This window comes from Frankia casuarinae (assembly GCF_000013345.1).
GTDB lineage: Bacteria > Actinomycetota > Actinomycetes > Frankiales > Frankiaceae > Frankia > Frankia casuarinae.
In genome coordinates, this window is sequence record NC_007777.1 from 5241270 (window position 1) to 5261411 (window position 20142).

The window sequence follows — 20142 nt, forward strand, 5'->3', positions numbered from 1 at the left end:
CGCCCCCCGATACGGGCCGTCACCGTTCATCGGAGGCATCCTTCGTGGCGCCCGCCTCTCGGCGGGGCCGCCCGGGCGTCGGCCCTACTCGGCCGCGCCCAAGTCTGGAACAATGCTCAGCACTTGTGTCAGTGTCGCGACACATACCCGGTCTCTTCTGAGTTGATGCCTTTAGGTATGAAGGAAGACGGCTGGCGACACGTCCTACAGCGTGATCGTAATTGCTACGGCGAGGACGGAGGCCATGGGTAGCCCGCTGGTACCGATCATGCTCATTGTGATGCTGCTGGTGGGTGGGCTGGTCTTCGTCATCCTCAACAACCGGCCCGTCCGGCCCGGGGAGAACCAGCGACGCTCTCGTGGCCTCGACCATCAGCGCCACCGATACGGTACGGTGCCGATCCGTGACAGCTCTGACGCCACCCCGCCCGACGGGATCGTGCCCGGCTTCGCCGAGCCGGCGCCGGTCTCCTCGGCAACCGGTGCGACGGGCAACACGGCGGACAGGTCAGCGGACAGCGCGAGCGGCGTCCCGGACGCAGGCGCGGCATGGGGAGGGGATGTGACCTCGCAGGTTTCCGTCGGCGGCGGTGAAGGCGACCGCGATCCCGACTCCACCGGCTGGACGCCACCGCCCGCCGGTCAGCCGCACCTCGGGCCCGGTGCCTTCGGTGACGAACGGGCGGATGCCACCCGCTACTACGACCCGGCGACCGGCGACTATCCCCTCCCGCCACCCGGGGAACACGCGCCGGCTCCGCGCGGCGCCGAGTCAACCCGAACGGTTGAGGACACGCCGTGGGAGAGCTCCCCCACGGCGACGACCATCCCCGTGGCTCCGCCCGCTCCCCCGAGGGGGCAGACGGGCGATCTCATGGCGATCGAGCCGGAGCAGACGACGGCCGCCGCGCTGCGACTCGCCGCCGCGGGGCGCACCCGCCGGGGCAAACGCGGCGGTCCCAACGAGGACGCGTTCGTCGTCGTCGACGGGCTGCTGGCGGTGTCGGACGGGGTCGGTGGCGAGGCTGCCGGCCAGATCGCGTCCACGCTGACGGTCACCACGGTGGCGGGTTTCCGCCCGCAGTACGCCGAGGATCCGCTCGAGGGCCTGCGCAAGGCCGTGGAACGGGCGAACTGGGTGGTCCGGACCCGGGCTCGAGAGGAGCCGGCCTGGCTCGGCATGGCCTGCACGCTGGACGTCGTCATCCTCGGGCGTCAGCAGAGCACCGGCGAGTACCTCACCGTCGCACACGTGGGCGACAGCTCGGTGTGGTTGCAGCCCGGCAAGGGACGGCCGCGGGCACTGACCACGCCGCACGCGATCCGTAACGGTCCGTTGCTCAACGCCGTCGGGCTCGCTGACGAGATCGAGGCGGACATCTTCAGCGAGCCGGTCCGCGCCGGTGACCGGGTCGTTCTCGCCAGCGACGGCATCACCAAGGTGATGAGCCCGGAACAGCTCGACGGCCTGCTGAGCGCGCTGGGGCCCGAGCCGCCCGAGCGGGCCGCGGACGCGCTCGTCGAAGCGGCCCTGCTGGCCGGTGCCCGGGACGACACCACCATCGTCGTCGCGGATCTGGTGTCCGAACCCGCCGCCCGGTGAGTTCGTCCGGACACCCGGACACCCGGTCGTCCGGCCCGGTGTCCGGACGTCCTAGATAGACGGGCTGAGACCCGCCGACAGCCGCCCCGAGAAGTCAGGAGACGCGCTGACCGACCGGGCAGTCCAGGGCGCTGGCGCGGGTCAGGCCGTCGACGGACAGCCGGGCGGACAGGCGCACCGGTCCGGACGACTCGGTGAGAATGCCCGTCCAGCCCCCGGCCGCCCGGAAGACGCACGCCGTGCCCCCCGACAGCTGCCAGTAGGGGGTGTAGTGCACGAGCACCGTGGCGACCCCGGGCGCGTGGAAGTCGACCGCGACCGAACTCACCCCCAGTTCGGTGAGCGAGGCCGGTCCCTGCACCAGGCCCGGGGAGTCGGTGACGAGCCACACCTTCCAGTGCGCGTTCTGCCAGGCGAGATCGAGATAAGGCAGACCGGCTCGCAGCAGCCTGGCCTCGGCGACCGCGGAGGGATCCAGCTCGACGTCGGGGAGGGCGACGTAGCGGATGCCGCGGGCGAGCAGCCACTCGTGGTAGGTCTCGGCGTTCAGTGTCCCGTCGTAGAACAGCGCGTTGTACTTGCTGTCGAGCTGGCGCAGCCAGCCGCGGGCCATGGGTACGGACGGGGCGACGAAGCGCGCCTCCCAGTGGGCCCGGGTGAAGGGGATCTCCACCCGCCCGGCCGACACCGGTGCGCCGCGGTCGAGGTAGTCGAGGAGCTCGGTGTAATAGGCCTTCGACCCGGACGGATCGCCGTGGACAAGCAGCGCCCCGTGCACCGGCCCGATCTGCCAGCCGATCAGCGGGATCGCCACGACCGCGAGGACGCGGCGGCGTTCGGCGAGCAACAACGCCGCGGTAGGGCCGGCGAGCAGCGTCGCCGGTCGGGTGATGTTTCCGCCGATCTGGGTGGGCACGAAAAAGAAGACCACTGCCGCGGCCGCCCAGAGCAACAGGCCGTGCCGGATGGGCCGGATGAGCCGGGCGTGCCCGGGCACGACGAGCAGGCCGACCGCGATGAGGGTCAGCAGCGACAGGAAGGTGAGCGCGGGAAAGGGCTGGTACCCGTCCTCGGGAAACGCGAGCGCGACGATGATGCCGGATCCGGCGCCGGCGAACGGGAGCGCCCGGCGCCATCCGATCGTCGGCAGCAACGCGAGGCCGACGAGCAGCACGAAGCCGCCGGCCAACGGAGACGCCAGCGACGACAGGACCGCGCCGATCCAGGTCAGCTTCGTGTGCCGTTCCCGCGCGCCGACCAGCGCCAGAGCACCGAAGGTCATCCCGAGCGCGAACGGCATGCGGCCCACGACGAGGTTCGCCACCGTCGAGACCGCGAACCAGACGAGGACCAGATCATGCCCGGTCCGCCGGCCAGGACCGCGGAGCAACCGGGTCACGATCATCGTCGAGGCGACGCAGGAGATCGCGCCGAGCGGCTGTACCCCGACAAGCGCACCGAGCGGGGGGAACAGCACACTGTAGCCGGGGATGGTGTGACCGCCGTACCACTGATCATCCCAGAGCACCACTCCGCCGTGCCGGAACAGCCAGACCCGGTACTCCTGGGCGGGGGTGTCCGGACCGGTGATGCCAAGACCGACGCACAGCAGGCAGAGCGCGGCGGTCAGAATCCAGGGCCAGCGGCGAACCGCCACGACGACAGCGAGAACACCCCGCACGAGCGGTCCGCGGTGCCGCGGCGGCTCGAGGGCGATGGAAGGGGTCTGGGGCAGTGTGGCCACGCGAGGCTCCGACCCGGGGTGCCCGGGCCCACCCGTCGCCGGGGCGGTCGACGCCGTCCGCCCCCCCGAGATGGCGTCAGGCGGGGAACCCGGGGTCGCGAGCGTTGTCACCCGCGACCCCCCCACACACCGACGACAGTCCATCCGCCGTCTCCGACCGGTCATCACCCGACAGCTTGCCCCGCGGGCGGCGTCAGGCCGCGCCCGTCCCGTCCGGACCGGGCAGCGGCAGGCCCCGACCGGCCGGCATCCTGGCCCCGACCAGGGTGACCCTGCTGGTCCTCGCCGGTGGCGGCGCCGCGGTCGTGGCCATGATGAGCGAGGGTCGGCTCGGTTCGCGCGATCCGCACACGACCGACCCTTCCTCCTGGTGGGGCATTCTCCCATCGGCGGCCTCGTCGGATACCGCAAGGGGCGTCCTGGCCGGCCTGGCGGCCCTGGGCATCATCACTCTGTGTCTGTGCTGGGGCGGACTTGTGCGCGCGACGATCGCCGGCCGCACCTCCCCGCGGGCCGCCCTCGCGGCGTGGATCGTCTGGAGCCTCCCGTTCGCGGTGGGCCCACCACTGTTCAGCCGGGACATCTACGCCTACGCCGCTCAGGGTGAGCTGGCGAGGCTCGGCCTGGATCCGGCGACACACGGCGTCTCCGCCCTGCTGACCGCCGAGGGCTCGGGCTCGGCGTTCGTCCGGGCCGTTGACCCCCGGTGGTGGAACACCCATGCGCCCTATGGCGGTGCCGCGGTCGCCGTGGAGAAGAGCGCCGCGGCCCTCGGCGGCGGGCCGGCCGGGACGGTCGCGCTGCTCAAGATAGTCGCGATCCTCGCAACGATCGCGATGGTCGTCCTGACGCTACGGCTCGCCGGACCGGAGCCGGGCCGACGGGCCCTGGTCATGGTGCTCGTCGCGGCCAATCCGGTCGTCGTCGTGCACCTGATCGGCGGAGCCCACCTCGACGCAACGGCCGCGGCGCTGCTCGTGGCGGCGCTGGTGGTGGACCGCCGACGGCTCGCCTCGGCACCGGCGCCCGGCCCGGAGGGAAGGAGCACGCCGACGGCTCGGCAGGCCGCGCTCGGCGCCGCGGCGACGGCGCTGGTCAGCGTGGCCGGAAGCGTCAAGGCGACCGCCCTCCTCGGCGTCGCCTGGCTGGTGCTGGCGCATCTGCGGGCCGCCCGGTCGGCGCGGCGTCCGATCCGCGCCGGCGCCGTGCTGCTCGCGGCCGATGCCGCCGCGGTCGCGCTCGCCGCGGGGCTGAGCATGGTGGCTGGCGGCTTCGGCCCGACCTGGATCCACGCGTTGTCCACGTCGGGCACCCTGACCACGGGGGCCGCACCGGCCTCGATTCTCGCCGCGGCGGTCGACGGGGTCGACGGCATGCTTGGTCCGGTCGGCCGCCATCCGTCCGGCGCCGAAACGCAGCGGGCGACTCGGGCCCTGTGCCTGGCCGGCGCGGCGCTGGTGGTGGCCTGGCTCGCCCTGCGCGCCTGGCGGGACCGGGACGGGTACACCGGCCGTCGGCACGACCTGATCGTGCTCGGCTACGGCGGGCTGGCGGTGGCGCTCGGCAGCCCGGTGCTCTACCCCTGGTACCTCGCGCTGTGCCTGCCGGCACTCGCGGTCGTCGTGGCCCTCGCCCGGTCAACCCCGCCGACGCCCCACCCTGGAACGGCCCGTCCCAGGACGCCGGGGATGCAACCACGCCGCATGAGGCGTCTCGGGGCGGCCGTCGAGCGGATCGTCGGGGGGGTCGGGGGGTGGACCATCGCCCTGGTGGTCGTCACGTCGGCCTGGCTGTGCCTGACGACCCTCGCGCCGCTCGCCGCGACCTGGCGGCTGCTCGGGCGCGTCGAGACGTCCCTGGCCGTCATCGGCTGCGCCGGCCTTGCGGCCGCGGGAACGGTCATCACGCTGGTCGCGATCCGGCGGCGGCACGCCACGCCCACCCGCAGACGGTGACCAGTCCGACGTTGCGGACCACCAGGACCAGGCTCATCATGATCCGTCCCTGGACGACGTCGTTGTACCGCCACGGATAGACGACCTGGGAGAGCACAACGCAGATCAGCAGCAGCGCCACCCACCGCCACGACGGTCCACCGGCCGGGACGGGGGCAGCCGGTCCACCAGCCGGGACGGTCAGGCCGCCGGAGCCGGCGGGCCGGGCCATCGCGATCCAGACCGCGACGAGCGCCATGATCCACACGAGGTACTGCGGGCTGAGCACGCGGGCGGTCACGACCACGACAAGCAGCAGCGCGAGCGTGCGCCCCACGAGCACACCGGCCCGGCCCGCGCCGTCCGCCGCCGCGGGCGGACGCGCCCACCCCCACCACCACAGGGCCGAAATGGCGATCACTACGATCTCGGTCAACGAGCATGCGGTGGCCACGCCGCGGGCCAGCGGGGTGTCGAACTGGAGCGAACCGTAGGAATAGCCGGGTGCCGTTCCATGGCCGAGCATGTGGGCGACGACGAACGGCGTCGCGGCCACCGCCTCCACCTGTAGTCCGCGGGCCTGCTGCGCGCCGAGAAACCCGAACGCGTCCCGCCACCACCCGGTGAGCGCGAACAGCGCCGCGAGCCCCCCGACGGCGCACAGGACGCCGGCGGCAAGACGCAACCAGTCCGGCGAGGGCGCCGGGAATCGACCGGTGGGCCGGCCGGGGGGCGGATCGGGGGGCGGATCGATGGACGCCGACCGACCCGGGGACCGGAGCGGCGGACGGGACAGGGCGATCAGCAGCAGGACCGGCCAGATCTTGAGCAGCGCACCCGCGGCGAGATGAAATCCCGCCCGGCCGAACCGGCCCGCGGCGAGCGCGAGCACGGCCGCGACCGCCGCCGCGGCCGGCAGCAGATCGAAACGGGCCAGCGCCACCGGTCCCAACGCGGTGAGACCCGCCACCCAGAACCCCGCCGCCGGGATCGAGCGACGCACCAGCGCGGCGGTCAGGACGGCGTCGACGGCCACCATCATCCCGACGAACACCGCTCGATAGGGCAATCCCAGATAGGCGTGAGTTACGTCGGGCAACACGAACACAACTGCCGCGCCCGGCGGATACTGCCAACGGTCGTCACCGGTGGGCATCCCCTCGCCGCGACTGAGCCCGCGGCCCCACTCCGCATAGATGTGTAGATCGCCGAGCACGCTCTGCTGCATGCCGAACGCCTGGTCGGTCACCACCAGGGTGACGAGGACGGCACGGCTGACCAGCCACCATGCCCAGAGGCGCCGGGCTGACCGGTCGGGGGTGCCGGCTCCGGGACGAGCGAGCGCGGCCGGCCGTCCGGGTGCGGACAAAGCCGGCCCCCCGGCGCGCCGCGGCACCGGGAGGCGGCTCGACGGGTCCGCGCGCACGCTCGCGACCGTACCCGCAGGTGCCTGGTGGGCGATGGCGCGCCCTGCGCGCACCTGACGGACGGCATCTCCCGTCACCTATTGTTTGCGCCATATCGAGTCACCACCGCGGCGCGCAACGGAGCGCGCCGTGGCCGGCGGACCGGGCGGCGCGTTCGGCGGCGAAGGGTGGCTCGAAACGCGCCGCGGAGGTGCCTGTGATCCTCGGATCCGGCTCAGCATGGGACACGGCCTGCGTTCAACTGGCGAACGCGGCTCGTCATCTGGGCCTTGACGACGGTATGCACGACCTGCTCCGCACGCCCCGCCGGGCGATCACCGTCAGCGTTCCGCTACAGCGCGACGACGGTCAGCTGACCGTGCTGACCGGCTATCGCGTCCAGCACAACCTCGCCCGTGGCCCGGGCAAGGGAGGGATCCGCTTCCACCCAACCACCGACCTCGACGAGGTCAAGGCGCTGGCGATGTGGATGACCTGGAAGTGCGCGCTGATGGGGATCCCCTACGGCGGGGCCAAGGGCGGCATCGCGGTGGAACCGGCGATGCTCTCCCTGCCGGAACGCGAACGCCTGACCCGGCGCTACGCCGCCGAACTCGTCCCGTTGATCGGACCGGAGAAGGACATCCCGGCACCGGATGTGGGCACCGACGAGCAGACCATGGCCTGGATCATGGATACCTACTCGGCGCACACCGGGTACACCACCACCGGTGTGGTAACCGGCAAACCGCTGTCCATCGGCGGTTCCGCCGGTCGGGCCGGGGCGACCAGCCTGGGGGTGCAGCTTTCGGTGTTCGCCGCGCTGCGCGAGACCGGGCGCGACCCGCACGCGATGACGATCGCGGTCCAGGGCTTCGGCAAGGTGGGGGCGCTCGCGGCCCAGTACCTGCACGACGCCGGTTGCACTGTGGTCGCGGTCTCGGACGTGAAGGGCGGGATCTACAACCCGCAGGGACTCAACCCGGCCGCCCTCATCCGCCATCTCGCCGGCGGCGCGGAGACGGTCGTCGGCTACCCGGGAACCGACACGATCACCAACGACGAGCTCCTGGAGCTCGACGTCGACGTGCTCGTCCCCGCGGCGTTGGAGGGCGTCATCACGGTCGAGAACGTCGACCGGGTCCGCGCGCCGATCATCGTCGAGGGTGCCAACGGCCCGGTGACCGCCGAGGCCGACCAGGTCCTGGACGACCGGGGCGTCCTGGTGGTGCCGGACATCCTCGCCAACGGCGGCGGGGTGGCGGTCTCGTACTTCGAATGGGTGCAGGACATCCAGGCGTATTTCTGGTCCGAGGACGAGGTCAGCGACCGGCTCCGGGCGCTGATGGACCGCGCGTACCGCGAGGTCTCCCTGCTGGCCACGACCCAGAAGATCAGCATGCGCAACGCCGCGCACGTCATCGGGGTCGGCCGGGTGGCCGACGCCCACCGGACCCGGGGTCTGTATCCCTGACCGGCATCCCTGACCGGCGGTCATGACCGCCGCGCGCGCCCCGGGCGGCGCGGCGGTCGTGCCCCTGGGGCCGGCAGCCCTGGGGCCGTCGCAGCCTGCGCGGCCGCGGCGGCGACCGCCAGCAGCGTGTCGTGATCGTCCGCCGGGACGGACCGGTTGCGGCGCCGATGCCCGCACCGCTCGCAGACGTGCGTGATGACCAGATCGTGCGTACGGCTCTCCACCGCGACCGGCCGCATCACAGCGCCGCACCGCGCCGCCCGGTCGCCGGGGTTGACGTCGACGTGCCGCGACGACAGACAGGACGGGCAGTGGTTGGTGTACCCGTCACCACGCACGGCCGTCGCGCAGACCAGGCAGACGAAGTCCTCGGTGGTGCGGGTGAAGCGCCGGCTCACCGGCCAAGGGTAGGCCACCACACGGCGTGCCCCGCCTGCCCGGAAGTCAATCAGCGCCAACGGTAGCCAATCGGGGCCCTCGGAGCTGGCCGGAACTCGGAGCTGGCCGGAACCGGGTGGGGGCCTCCCGCGAACATCTCATCGTATCCGCGCCGGGCGGCCGGGCCGTGGGCGGGACGTGTGTCGCCGGAGACGCCGAAGATGTCGGACCCACGGGGTGAAATAGTGGGCGGCGCACCATACCGGGCGTGGTACGTCGGCGCACCATCGCGCCCATCGTCCCGGATGCGTCCCGAGGAGGTCCCGCTGTGGAGGCAGCACATCCTCTGCCGCCCGAGAGACTGCCGCCCGAGAAACCGGCGCCCGAGAAACCGGCGCCCGAGAAACCGGCGCGGGCGGACGTCCCGCCGAACGAACTGTCCGATCGCGATCGTCGCATGTTGCGCTTCGAGCAGGGTTGGTGGCGTCACCCGGGAGCCAAGGAGGAGGCGATCCGGGTCGAGTTCGGACTGTCATCAACACGCTACTACCAGTTGTTGAACCGGCTGATCGATTCGGAAGCCGCGCTGATAGCCGATCCGATGCTGGTCCGCCGGCTGCGCCGGCTGCGGGAGCAACGCCGGGCGGCCCGATCCGGCCGACATGACCGGGCCGAGAGGTAAGACCACGCATGACACATGCCACGAACGCACCGCAGCGGCGTCCCCACCGGTGGCGCCCGGACCGGCTCCACACCCTCGGCGCGGGCGTCGTCGCGGTTCTCGCCGTACTCGCGGGCATCCTGGTGGTCAATCTGCTGAACGGCTCGTCCAACACGGACGGCTCCACCACCCAGGTCGCGGCCCCGACGCGCTCGGCGCGGCCGGGCACGGACCAAGCCGGCGGCGGCCGGACCACTCCGGCCCCGCCGCCGCACCGCGCGGCGGCCCCGGCCCCCGGCCCGAGGGCCACGAAGACGGCATCGGCGTCCCCGAAACCGACGCCGGCGCCGTCCGCGTCCACCGCGACGAAGCCGCCGGCCCCGCCGGGACCAAAGGCCACAGCCCCGGTGGTCGTCCTGAACAACTCGCGGATCGCCGGACTCGCCGAGGTGGCCGCCAAGCAGGTCGAGTCGGCCGGGTTCCGGGTCGAGCGGGTGGGCAACTACCAGTCGATCTACAACGTCCCGGTGACGACGGTCTTCTACGACGACGCCGACGCCGACGCCGCCCGCGCCCTGAAGGAGGCGATGCCGGGCATCGAGAGCATCGTGCCCCGGTCGAAGACCAGAATCGTCTCCACCGACACACTGATCCTGGTGATCACCCGCGACTTCCCCGCCCATCCGGAAAAATGATCACTTGACCGCCGCGCCGCGCTCCTCACCGGCGCCCGACCACCTCGACCCGTGACCGAGGAAGGCCCAGTGACCGAATCCGCGCCGAACAGCCCACCCGCCCCCCGCACACCCGCCGGGGGCGCTGGACTCGCCGCCCTGCTCACCGCGCCCGAACGCGCCCTGATCGCCCTCGACTACGACGGCACCCTCGCGCCGATCGTCCCGCGGCCGTCGGACGCCGTCCCGGCGCCGGGGGCGATGGATGCGCTGCGCCGGATCTCCCATGAGATCGGCACCCTCGCCATCATCACCGGACGGCCGGTGGACTCTCTGCTGGAACTGACCGGGCTGGAGAAGATCCCCGACTTCGGGAACCTGATCATCCTTGGCCAGTACGGACTGCAACGCTGGGACTCGGGCAGCCGCGCGATCAGCAGTCCCGAGCCGCTGCCCGGTGTCGCCGCGGTCCGCGCGGCGCTGCCCGAACTGCTCCGCGACGCCCCGGTCGGCACCGCCGTCGAGGACAAGCACCAGGCGCTGGTGGTACACGTGCGGCGCACCGCCGATCCGGACTCGGCGCTCGCCGCGCTCACGCCGGCGTTGACGGCCCTCGCCGAAGACCATGGGATGGAGGCGGCACCGGGCAAGCGAGTGCTGGAGCTGCGTCCGCCCGGGCACGACAAGGGCGGTGCGCTGCGCAGGCTCATCGCGGCCTGCCAGGCGCGCTCGGTGCTGGTCGCCGGGGACGACTACGGCGATCTGCCGGCATTCGAGGCCGTCGACGAGCTACGGGCGGGCGGGCTGCCCGGTATCACCGTGTGCAGCGACAGCCCGGAGGTCCCGGACGTGATCCGCGAACGCGCCGACCTGGTCGTGGGCGGGCCCCCCGGGATGGTCGCCCTGCTGGAGGTGCTGGTCGAGCGGCTCAGCGGCTGACCGCCCGCGCCCTGTTCGCTCATCCCCGCAGAGCGCGCTCAGCCCGCCCGGGGCTCATCCCACCCGCATCAGCCGGTTCGTGTCCGGCGGGTGGTCGTCCTCCCGCAGGCGGATCCACGCCGTCAGGGTGGGCTCGGCGCCACCGCCGTACGGCCGGTTCGGGCCGACCAGCATCTCAATGCCGACGACCCGCCGGTGCGTGTTCGTCAGCGCCACCAACTCGATGATTCATTACTGTACGTGATCTCTCTGGATGGAAAACCTGAGCCAGGGGCATTTCCGTGAGACATCTGTCGCCGATTCGTGAGCCTCCGCCGCCCAAAAATACGATCTTGATGGACCGGCGTACAGGGCTGAGCGGATGGCCTACTCTCCGCAGTGTGCGTCGGATGCCGGGAGCCGAGGAAGACACCCTGCCGCGGCTGTGGCCGACCGGCACCGCGCGGGTGCTGGTCGCCTCCAACCGGGGGCCGGTGGCGTTCGCCGTCGGGGACGACGGGAGGCTGCGGATCCGGCGGGGCGCCGGCGGCCTCGTCAGTGGCCTCAGCCGGGTGGCGGCCGACAACGGTGACGGTCCGATGGCGTGGGTGTGTGCCGCCCTCAGTGACGCCGATCGCCGGGCGGCGCGTTCCGCGCCTGCCGGCCGCCTCGATCTCGCCGGCCACGACACCGACGGCACCGCCGTCCGGATGCTCGACGTCGACCAGGTCGTTTTCGACCGCGCTTACAACGCGGTCGCGAACCGCACGCTCTGGTTCATCCACCACCTGCTCTACGCGCCGGCGTCGCAGCCGGTCTTCGGCCCGGCGTTCCGCCGCGACTGGCAGGCGTACGAGACCTACAACGAGATGTTCGCCCAGGCTCTCGCGCACGAGGCCGCCCCGGGCGCCTCGGTGCTGATCCAGGACTACCACCTGACCCTGGTCGCGGCCCGGCTGCGGGCGCTGCGGGCGGATCTGCGGATCGCCCACTTCAGCCACACTCCCTGGGCACCGCCGGAGTACTTCCGGATTCTCCCGGACGACGTCAGCGAACAGATCCTGCGCGGCATGCTCGGCGCCGACCGGCTCGGGTTCCTCACCGACGCCTGGGCCGACGCGTTCCAGGAATGCTGCCGCGACCTCCTCGGACTGCGGATCGACCGGCGGGCGGTGACCATCGGGACGGCCGGGTCGGGACGGGGAGCCGGGTCGGGACGGGGAGCCGGGTCGGGACGGGGAGCCGGGTCGGGACGGGAGGCCGGGTCGGGACGGGAGGCCGGGTCGGGACGGGAGGCCGGGTCGGGACGGGAGGCCGGGCGGCACCGAACGGTGCGGATCGGGGTGCATCCGCTCGGCGTCAGCGCGGACGAGCTGCTTGGCCGGGCCGCCGCCACCGACGTGGCCGCCCGGGCCGCCGAGCTGGTCGACTTGGCCGGCGGGCGGCGGCTCATCGTCCGGGTCGACCGCACCGAGCTGTCCAAGAACATCGTCCGCGGTCTCGACGCCTACCGGGAGCTGCTGCGCACCCGTCCGGAATGGCGCGGCAAGGTGATGCACCTGGTCTGCGCCTACCCGTCACGGCACGATCTGCCGGAGTACCGGGAGTACACCGCCGCGGTGCAGCGCCTGGCCGCGGAGATCGAGGACGAGTTCGCCACGGACACCTGGCTGCCGCTGCGGCTGGAGATCACCGACGACTACCCCCGGTCGATCGCGGCCCTCTCACTCGCGGAGGTGCTCGTCGTCAACCCGATCCGGGACGGCATGAACCTCGTCGCCAAGGAGGGGCCGATCGTCTCGACCAGGGATGCCGTCCTCGTGCTCTCCCGGGAGGCCGGAGCCTGCGCGGAGATGGGCACGGCGGCGCTGGTCGTCAACCCGTTCGACATCCAGGCGACCGCGCGGGCCCTGCACGCCGCCCTGACGATGCCCGCCCCCGAACGGCGTCGGCGCGCCGAGGAGCTGGCCGCCGTCGCCGGGCGGCTACCGCCCCAGCGCTGGTTCGCCGACCAACTGCACGCCCTCGCCGCCGACCGGTGACCGTCCGGTCTGCCCTGCCGGGGCCGAACGTCGACGCGCGGACCGCGTTCAGACGGCGGCGTTCAGACGGCGGCGGCCGCTCGCACCGCGCTGGCCCAGCCGGCGCCGACCGGGCCCGCCTCGACCGTGACGTTGTCGTACCGCGTCAGCAGGGCGGCGATGTCCGGGTGCCGCACCGCGTTCGCGACCAGGTGCATCCGCCCGACATGGGGAGCCATGGCCAGGTCGCTGGCGGAATCGCCGATGGCGATCGCCTCGGCCGGTGACACCCCGCGCCGCTTGAGGTCGTAGGCGACCGCGTCCCCCTTACCCACACCGTCCGGGACCAGATGGTAGACGTGCGGATTCACCCCAAGATCAGGCATGTGGACCGGCGAGATCAGCCCGTTGTCACGCATGCTCAACCAGGAGAATCCGGTCTCGGTGAGCCAGCCGTCGACCTCCGACACGTCGATCTTCCCGCGAAGCATGACGTCGACCTCCCGGCCGGAGTGCCAGGGGGTGTGCAGCTCCAGCCGCCCGGGGTAGCGCTCGACCATCCGGTCGAGCAGGTACTCCGGTACCTGGTCGAAGTCGGGCGGCATCGCGCCGCGCAGGATCTCGCTGTCGCGCCCCTCGTTCCAGCCGACGATCGCGCCGAGCTCCCCGATGAACCCGTCCGCACCGAAGATCGCCGCGGCCTCGAGAAGCTGCGGACGGGTACGCCCGCTGACCAGAACCAGCGCAATGCCGGCGTCGTGCAGCTCGGCGAGCGCGCGAGCCGGCTCCAGCGTGATCGCTCCCCCCTCCGCCCGGAAGAAACAACCCTTGGGACCGACCATCGTGCCGTCAAGATCGGTATAGACGACGCGGATACTCACTGTTACAGACTCCCTGGCTCTGGCATGATCGGGTCGATCTCCGGGCATGGGGGCACGCGCGGCCGGTAGGAGCGGGCAGGCCCCGCCCGCACCGGTGGGACCACACCGAGAAACCTCCGACCGACCCATATCATGTCCACAACCAGAGGCAACACCGGTGCACGACCACCCGCGCACGGTCTACAGTACGGACAGACAACTTCATCTGGCTCATCCAGAGGGGCAGAGGGAACGGCCCAGCGAAGCCCCGGCAACCACCCGCATCCCGTGCGCGGCAGGTGCTAATTCCGGCCTGGTGGCAGACTGCCCCGGGAAAGATGAGGAGCTTCTTCATGACACTCGCGCCCGAGCGTGCCACCAGTCCCACCCTCGAGGTCGCGAACCCCGCGGTCTCGCTGTCCTGTCGGCACTGCGGCGCCACCTACCCGCTGTCCCCTACGCATGTGTGCGTGGAATGCTTCGCTCCTCTGGAAATCGCCTACGACCCGGACCTGCTGGCTCGTGTGACCCGAGAGTCCATCGAACGTGGTCCGGCGAACCTGTGGCGTTACGTCGGGCTGCTGCCCGCCGGGCATGACCCGGCGCGGCGGGTCTCCCTCGGGGCCGGCTGGACGCCACTGCGCCCGGCCCCGAGGCTCGCCGCGGAGCTGGGGATGAAGACGCTCTATATCAAGGACGACAGCGCCAACCCCACCCACTCCTTCAAGGACCGGGTCGTCTCCGTGGCGCTCACCGCCGCCCGTGAGCTGGGCTTCACCACGGTCGCCTGCGCCTCGACGGGCAACCTCGCGCAGTCGGTGGCGGCGCACGCGGCCGGTGCCGGGCTGCGCTCGGTGGTGCTCGTACCGCACGACCTCGAGGCTGGCAAGACGGTCTCCACCGGGGTGTACGGCGGGACGCTGGTCGCCATCCAGGGCAACTACGACGACGTGAACCGGTTGTGCAGCGAGCTGGCCGGAGAGTACGAATGGGCGTTCGTCAACGTCAACGTCCGCCCCTTCTACGCCGAGGGATCCAAGACGCTCGGCTACGAGGTCGCCGAGCAGCTCGGCTGGCGGCTGCCCGAGCAGGTCGTCGTGCCGATCGCCTCCGGTTCACTGCTAACAAAGATCGACAAGGCCTTCGGTGAGCTCGGCCGGCTCGGCCTGGTCGAGCCGACGCCGTACAGGGTGTTCGGTGCGCAGGCGGCCGGCTGCAACCCGGTGGCCGCCGCGTTCGCCCGCGGCGTCGAGACGGTCGCCCCGGTCCGGCCCGCCACAATCGCCAAGTCGCTGTCGATCGGCAACCCGGCCGACGGCCCCTACGCCCTCGACGTGGCTCGGCGGACCGGCGGGGCTATCACGGACGTGACCGACGAGGAGATCATCGACGGGATCCGGCTGCTCGCCCGCGCCGAGGGCGTCTTCGGCGAGACGGCCGGTGGCGTCACCGTGGCCACCCTGCGCAGGCTGCTGCGCGAGGGGCTGCTCGACCCGGCCGCCGAAACCGTCCTTTACAACACCGGCGATGGGCTGAAGACGCTCGACCCCCTCGTCGAGACGGGCGGACCGACCGCGACGATCAAGCCGTCGCTGCGCGCCTTCGAGGCCGCCGGCCTCGGCGACGACTGACTCGGGCCCGGCACGGCACAGCGCATTCGACGAACTTCGTGGACCACGCCGGACCAACGGAAGGGCCGCGGACGACGGCGGGGTGCCGCGGGGGATCGGCGTCGGGCACGCGGAACCATGGGCCAGCTTGCACTCACCCAGGCCGAGTGCTAAACAAGACCTGGCACTCTCGCCTAGGGAGTGCCAAGGCTGAAACGGCGAGGCTGCCCGATCCGCGCTGTGTCCGAGGTGCATCACCCGGGTCCGGAGCAGGCGGGAGCCGTCCGTCGCGGGCGTCGTTAGGGCCAGGCCATCGAACCTGCCATCCCACTGGGAGGACCCAGAAACCATGCCGAAGATCATTGCCTTCGACGAGGAGGCTCGGCGCGGCCTGGAGCGCGGCATGAACCAGCTGGCCGATGCGGTCAAGGTCACGCTCGGGCCGAAGGGCCGCAACGTCGTGCTGGAGAAGAAGTGGGGCGTCCCCACGATCACCAACGATGGTGTGAGCATCGCCAAGGAGATCGAGCTCGAGGACCCGTACGAGAAGATCGGCGCGGAACTCGTCAAGGAAGTCGCGAAGAAGACCAACGACGTCGCGGGTGACGGCACCACCACCGCCACCATCCTGGCCCAGGCCCTGGTGCGCGAGGGTCTGCGCAACGTGGCCGCCGGCGCCAACCCCCTCGGGCTGAAGAAGGGCATCGAGGTCGCGGTCGAGCGCGTCTCCGAGGAGCTGTCCAAGCAGGCCAAGGAGGTCGAGACCAAGGAGCAGATCGCCTCCACGGCGTCCATCTCCGCGGGTGACTCGGCCATCGGCGGCCTCATCGCCGAGGCGCTCGACAAGGTCGGCAAGGAAGGCGTCGTCACCGTCGAGGAGAGCAACACCTTCGGCCTCGAGCTCGAGCTCACCGAGGGTATGCGCTTCGACAAGGGCTACATCTCGCCGTACTTCGTCACGGACGCGGACCGTCAGGAAGCCGTCCTGGACGACCCGTACATCCTGATCGTCAACAGCAAGATCTCCGCGGTCAAGGACCTGCTCCCGCTGCTGGAGAAGGTCATGCAGACCGGTAAGCCGCTGGCGATCATCGCCGAAGATGTCGAGGGCGAGGCGCTGGCCACCCTGGTCGTCAACAAGATCCGCGGCACCTTCAAGAGCGCCGCGGTGAAGGCCCCCGGCTTCGGTGACCGCCGCAAGGCGATCCTGGGCGACATCGCCATCCTGACCGGTGGTCAGGTCATCTCCGAGGACGTCGGCCTCAAGCTCGAGAGCACCTCGCTCGACCTGCTCGGCCGTGCCCGGAAGATTGTCGTTACCAAGGACGAGACGACCGTCGTCGAGGGTGCCGGCGACCCCGACCAGATCGCCGGTCGGGTCAGCCAGATCCGCAACGAGATCGAGAAGTCGGACTCGGACTACGACCGCGAGAAGCTCCAGGAGCGGCTCGCGAAGCTGGCTGGCGGCGTCGCCGTCATCAAGGTCGGCGCGGCCACCGAGGTCGAGCTCAAGGAGAAGAAGCACCGCATCGAGGACGCGGTGTCCAACGCGAAGGCCGCTGTCGAGGAGGGCATCGTCGCCGGTGGCGGCGTCGCGCTGCTCCAGGCGTCGATCACTGCCTTCGAGAAGTTGGACCTGTCCGGCGACGAGGCGACCGGTGCCAACATCGTCCGGCTCGCGCTCGAGGCGCCCATCAAGCAGATCGCCTTCAACAGCGGTCTCGAGGGCGGCGTCGTGGTCGAGAAGGTCCGCAACCTGCCGACCGGCCACGGCCTGAACGCGGCCACCGGCGAGTACGTCGACCTGATCGGCACCGGCATCATCGACCCGGCCAAGGTCACCCGCTCCGCCCTGCAGAACGCCGCGTCGATCGCCGGCCTGTTCCTCACCACCGAGGCCGTCATCGCCGACAAGCCGGAGAAGAACCCGGCCCCGGCAGTCCCGGGCGGCGGCGGCGACATGGACTTCTAGTCCAGCTCGTCACCCGCTGTACCCTGCACCACCGTCTGGACGAGGGCGGCTCCGGTTCTCCCGGGGCCGCCCTCGTGCGTTCGCCCGTGCATCACGGCCGAAGGCTCCGTGCGGGGAAAGGCTTGCCCCCGCGGACGGGAGGTTCCGCGGGGGCAAGCTCTCTGGCGTGGGAGCCGGGCGCCACTCGGGACGGAGCGAACGCCGGAAGGCACTCCCAAAGACGATCTTTCCAAGAACGCTCTTCTCGGCCGCCATCGACGGCGACCAAATTATCATCGGGTAATCCAAGAGACAAGAGCTTTATATCACTCCTTTTGAACAATTCGAAGGTCGTCTTCGTTAGACTTCGACCTTTTGTCGCGACACGGACAATTAACGCATGCCAGCTTTAGACAGCGGCCACGGCAACAGGCACGATAGCCATCGTGGTTCAGGCCCCCGCACAGCCGCGCTCCCATCGCCCCTCGATGACCGTTCCCACCCCCCCGGTCACCGTGGAAGATCTCGACACGGGCGGGCATGACGACGCTCGGTTCGAACTCCTGGACGGCTTGTGCGTCCTGCGACCATGGCCGACACCGCTGCGGGCCCGCGTCACGGCGCGCCTGGTCCGGATCCTGGCGGACACGGCCACCTCCGGAGCTCATATCCTGCCGGCCGGGATCGGGGTGGAGCTGTCCCCCCGCAGTCTGCTCGTGCCGGACGTCGTGGTGGCGGCGGCGAGTGGTGACACCGGCCGTCGGTTCCGGGACACCCCGTCCCTCGTCATCGAAGTGGCCGACGCCAGCACCCGGCGCTACAACCGCACCCTCAAACTCGATCTCTACCGGCAACGCGGCGTGCCGTCCTGCTGGCTGATCGACCCGGACACCGCCACCATCGAGGCGTACGACCTGGTCGCCGACGCGTACCTCGCCACCCGCACGGTCAGCGGGAAGGAGACCTTCACCGCCACCCAGCCCTTTCCGGTGGCGATCCAGCCGGCCGAGCTGATCGACCCGCCCGACTCGGAGTGATGGCGCGACGCCGACCGCTACCCCGGGAAGCCCGCCGAAGGCCCGTGCGGGGCTAGCAGACGTCGTCGGCGTCGACGATGGTGTAGGCGTAGCCCTGCTCGGCGAGGAATCGCTGGCGGTGCGCCGCGTACTCCTGGTCAAGGGTGTCGCGGGCCACCACCGTGTAGAAGTGCGCCGTGCGGCCGTCGGCCTTGGGCCGCAGCACCCGACCGAGCCGCTGGGCCTCCTCCTGGCGGGAACCGAACGTGCCCGAGACCTGCACGGCCACCCCGGCCTCCGGCAGGTCGATGGAGACATTCGCGACCTTGGAAACGACCAGTGTGGTGATCTCCCCGGTCCGGAACGCCTCGAACAGTCGCTCCCGCTCCCGGTTACGGGTGGAACCCTGGATGACCGGGGCGTCCAACAGTTCCCCGAGCTCGTCGAGCTGGTCGAGATACGCGCCGATCACCAGCACCCGGTCATCGGAGTGCTGGCGGACGAGACGCTCCACCACCGCCCGCTTGCTGCGGGCGGTGGCACACATCCGGTACCGCTCCTCCGGCTCGGCGACGGCGTAGGCCATCCGCTCGTCCTCGGTGAGCGTGACGCGCACCTCGGTGCACTGCGCCGGCGCGATCCAGCCCTGTGCCTCGATCTCCCGCCACGGGGCGTCATACCGCTTCGGCCCGATCAACGAGAAGACGTCGCCCTCCCGGCCGTCCTCCCGGACGAGGGTCGCGGTCAGGCCGAGCCGACGACGGGACTGGATGTCGGCGGTCATCCGGAAGACCGGCGCCGGGAGCAGATGCACCTCGTCGTAGACGATCAGACCCCAGTCCCGGGCCCCGAACAACTCCAGGTGCAGGTATTCGCCCTTACGCCGGGCCGTCATCACCTGGTAGGTGGCGATGGTGACCGGCCGGATCTCCTTGCGCTCCCCGGAGTACTCGCCGATCTCCTCCTCGGTCAGCGAGGTGCGGCGCAGCAGCTCGTGCCGCCACTGCCGGCCGGCGACCGTGTTCGTAACCAGGATCAGCGTGGTCGCCCCGGCCTGGGCCATGGCCGCGGCGCCGACGATGGTCTTCCCGGCGCCCGCAGGCAGCACGACGACCCCCGACCCGCCCTCCCAGAACCCGGCTACCGCGCCCTTCTGGTAGTCGCGCAGCTCCCAGCCGTCCTGGCGCAGGTCGATCCGGTGCGCCTCGCCGTCGACGTAGCCGGCGAGATCCTCCGCCGGCCACCCGAGTTTGAGCAGCACCTGCTTGAGCCGGCCGCGCTCGGAGGGGTGCACGGCGATCGTGTCGTCGTCGATGCGGGAGCCGAGCATCGGCACGACCTTCTTGGCCCGGGCCACCTCGACGAGCACCACCCGGTCGAGAGCACGCAACACCAACCCGTGGGCCGGGTCATTTTCCAGGCGCAGCCGACCGTAGCGATCCATCGTGTCGGCGATGTCGACGAGCAGGGCGTGCGGCACGGCGTAACGGGAGAAGCGAACCAGCGCATCGACAACCTGCTCGGCGTCATGACCGGCGGCCCGGGCGTTCCACAGCGCCAGCGGCGTCACCCGATAGGTGTGCACGTGCTCCGGAGACCGTTCGAGCTCGGCGAACGGAGCGATGGCCGACCGCGCCTCGACAGCACTGGGATGCTCGACCTCGAGCAGCAACGTCTTGTCCGACTGGACGATCAACGGGCCGTCCGTCACCCGCCACCGCCCTTTCCGTCCGCCGTAGGTTCCGCCGTGGGTATCGACCCATCAGTGAACCACCAACACGAGCCGCCCTGCACCGATCGGTGCGGTGCGGGCCACCGGCGTAGCACCGGCACGATCACACCGGCGGCGCGCTGCTCGTTCACCGGCGCCCTTCGACGGTACAGCCGACCAC

Annotated in this window: 16 protein-coding genes and 1 riboswitch; of the genes, 10 read left to right on the top strand and 6 right to left on the bottom strand. The window is 71.3% G+C overall.

Annotation, left to right across the window (positions count from 1 at the left end):
• Window positions 1–244: 244 nt before the first annotated feature.
• Complete coding sequence (locus FRANCCI3_RS22195) at window positions 245–1603, top strand: PP2C family protein-serine/threonine phosphatase (RefSeq protein ID WP_011438740.1); 1359 nt, start codon at window positions 245–247, stop codon at window positions 1601–1603.
• A gap of 94 nt (window positions 1604–1697) precedes the next feature.
• Here the strand turns inward: FRANCCI3_RS22195 and FRANCCI3_RS22200 are convergent, their stop codons facing one another.
• Window positions 1698–3347 (bottom strand): hypothetical protein, encoded by a 1650-nt coding sequence (locus FRANCCI3_RS22200; RefSeq protein WP_011438741.1) that lies wholly within the window; start codon window positions 3345–3347, stop codon window positions 1698–1700.
• A gap of 176 nt (window positions 3348–3523) precedes the next feature.
• On the opposite strand from FRANCCI3_RS22200, the gene mptB reads away from it, so the two are divergent.
• Window positions 3524–5302: a polyprenol phosphomannose-dependent alpha 1,6 mannosyltransferase MptB gene (mptB, locus tag FRANCCI3_RS22205; protein ID WP_011438742.1), complete on the top strand. Its 1779-nt coding sequence runs from the start codon at window positions 3524–3526 to the stop codon at window positions 5300–5302.
• On the opposite strand, the gene FRANCCI3_RS22210 is transcribed toward mptB, so the two are convergent.
• Complete coding sequence (locus FRANCCI3_RS22210) at window positions 5250–6785, bottom strand: glycosyltransferase 87 family protein (protein ID WP_236701441.1); 1536 nt, start codon at window positions 6783–6785, stop codon at window positions 5250–5252. The genes mptB and FRANCCI3_RS22210 overlap by 53 nt on opposite strands.
• Window positions 6786–6904: 119 nt before the next feature.
• Between FRANCCI3_RS22210 and FRANCCI3_RS22215 the strand changes: the two genes are divergently transcribed.
• Entirely contained in the window at window positions 6905–8161 is a 1257-nt protein-coding gene (locus FRANCCI3_RS22215) for a Glu/Leu/Phe/Val family dehydrogenase (RefSeq protein WP_011438744.1), read from the top strand.
• A gap of 20 nt (window positions 8162–8181) precedes the next feature.
• On the opposite strand, the gene FRANCCI3_RS22220 is transcribed toward FRANCCI3_RS22215, so the two are convergent.
• On the bottom strand, window positions 8182–8580 hold the full coding sequence (locus tag FRANCCI3_RS22220) for an RNHCP domain-containing protein (RefSeq protein WP_011438745.1): 399 nt from the start codon (window positions 8578–8580) through the stop codon (window positions 8182–8184).
• A gap of 287 nt (window positions 8581–8867) precedes the next feature.
• Between FRANCCI3_RS22220 and FRANCCI3_RS22225 the strand changes: the two genes are divergently transcribed.
• The 3 genes from FRANCCI3_RS22225 (at window position 8868) to otsB (ending at window position 10813) form a co-directional block, all read left to right on the top strand.
• Window positions 8868–9221 carry a DUF3263 domain-containing protein gene (locus FRANCCI3_RS22225; protein WP_011438746.1) on the top strand — a complete coding sequence of 118 codons (354 nt, stop codon included), beginning with the start codon at window positions 8868–8870 and terminating at the stop codon, window positions 9219–9221.
• A gap of 8 nt (window positions 9222–9229) precedes the next feature.
• Window positions 9230–9895 carry a LytR C-terminal domain-containing protein gene (locus FRANCCI3_RS22230; RefSeq protein WP_011438747.1) on the top strand — a complete coding sequence of 222 codons (666 nt, stop codon included), beginning with the start codon at window positions 9230–9232 and terminating at the stop codon, window positions 9893–9895.
• A 69-nt stretch (window positions 9896–9964) separates the two neighbouring features.
• Window positions 9965–10813: a trehalose-phosphatase gene (otsB, locus tag FRANCCI3_RS22235; RefSeq protein WP_011438748.1), complete on the top strand. Its 849-nt coding sequence runs from the start codon at window positions 9965–9967 to the stop codon at window positions 10811–10813.
• A 54-nt stretch (window positions 10814–10867) separates the two neighbouring features.
• Here the strand turns inward: otsB and FRANCCI3_RS27210 are convergent, their stop codons facing one another.
• Entirely contained in the window at window positions 10868–11029 is a 162-nt protein-coding gene (locus tag FRANCCI3_RS27210; protein ID WP_023840657.1) for a hypothetical protein, read from the bottom strand.
• A 173-nt stretch (window positions 11030–11202) separates the two neighbouring features.
• Here FRANCCI3_RS27210 and FRANCCI3_RS25455 point away from each other — a divergent pair, with 173 nt between their 5' ends.
• On the top strand, window positions 11203–12834 hold the full coding sequence (locus FRANCCI3_RS25455) for an alpha,alpha-trehalose-phosphate synthase (UDP-forming) (RefSeq protein ID WP_085949884.1): 1632 nt from the start codon (window positions 11203–11205) through the stop codon (window positions 12832–12834).
• Between the two features lie 62 nt (window positions 12835–12896).
• Here FRANCCI3_RS25455 and FRANCCI3_RS22245 read toward each other — a convergent pair whose 3' ends face one another.
• On the bottom strand, window positions 12897–13694 hold the full coding sequence (locus tag FRANCCI3_RS22245) for an HAD family hydrolase (protein WP_011438750.1): 798 nt from the start codon (window positions 13692–13694) through the stop codon (window positions 12897–12899).
• Between the two features lie 207 nt (window positions 13695–13901).
• Window positions 13902–14018, top strand: a riboswitch (SAM riboswitch).
• Between the two features lie 8 nt (window positions 14019–14026).
• Between FRANCCI3_RS22245 and thrC the strand changes: the two genes are divergently transcribed.
• The 3 genes from thrC (at window position 14027) to FRANCCI3_RS22260 (ending at window position 18271) form a co-directional block, all read left to right on the top strand.
• Complete coding sequence (gene thrC / locus FRANCCI3_RS22250) at window positions 14027–15304, top strand: threonine synthase (protein WP_011438751.1); 1278 nt, start codon at window positions 14027–14029, stop codon at window positions 15302–15304.
• A 328-nt stretch (window positions 15305–15632) separates the two neighbouring features.
• Entirely contained in the window at window positions 15633–17255 is a 1623-nt protein-coding gene (gene groL, locus FRANCCI3_RS22255; protein WP_011438752.1) for a chaperonin GroEL, read from the top strand.
• Between the two features lie 467 nt (window positions 17256–17722).
• The gene (locus FRANCCI3_RS22260) at window positions 17723–18271 is read left to right on the top strand and encodes a Uma2 family endonuclease (RefSeq protein WP_011438753.1); all 549 of its coding nucleotides are present in this window, start codon (window positions 17723–17725) and stop codon (window positions 18269–18271) included.
• A 52-nt stretch (window positions 18272–18323) separates the two neighbouring features.
• Here the strand turns inward: FRANCCI3_RS22260 and FRANCCI3_RS22265 are convergent, their stop codons facing one another.
• Window positions 18324–19961, bottom strand: coding sequence for a DNA repair helicase XPB (locus FRANCCI3_RS22265; RefSeq protein WP_011438754.1), 1638 nt, complete (start codon window positions 19959–19961; stop codon window positions 18324–18326).
• Window positions 19962–20142: the final 181 nt, after the last annotated feature.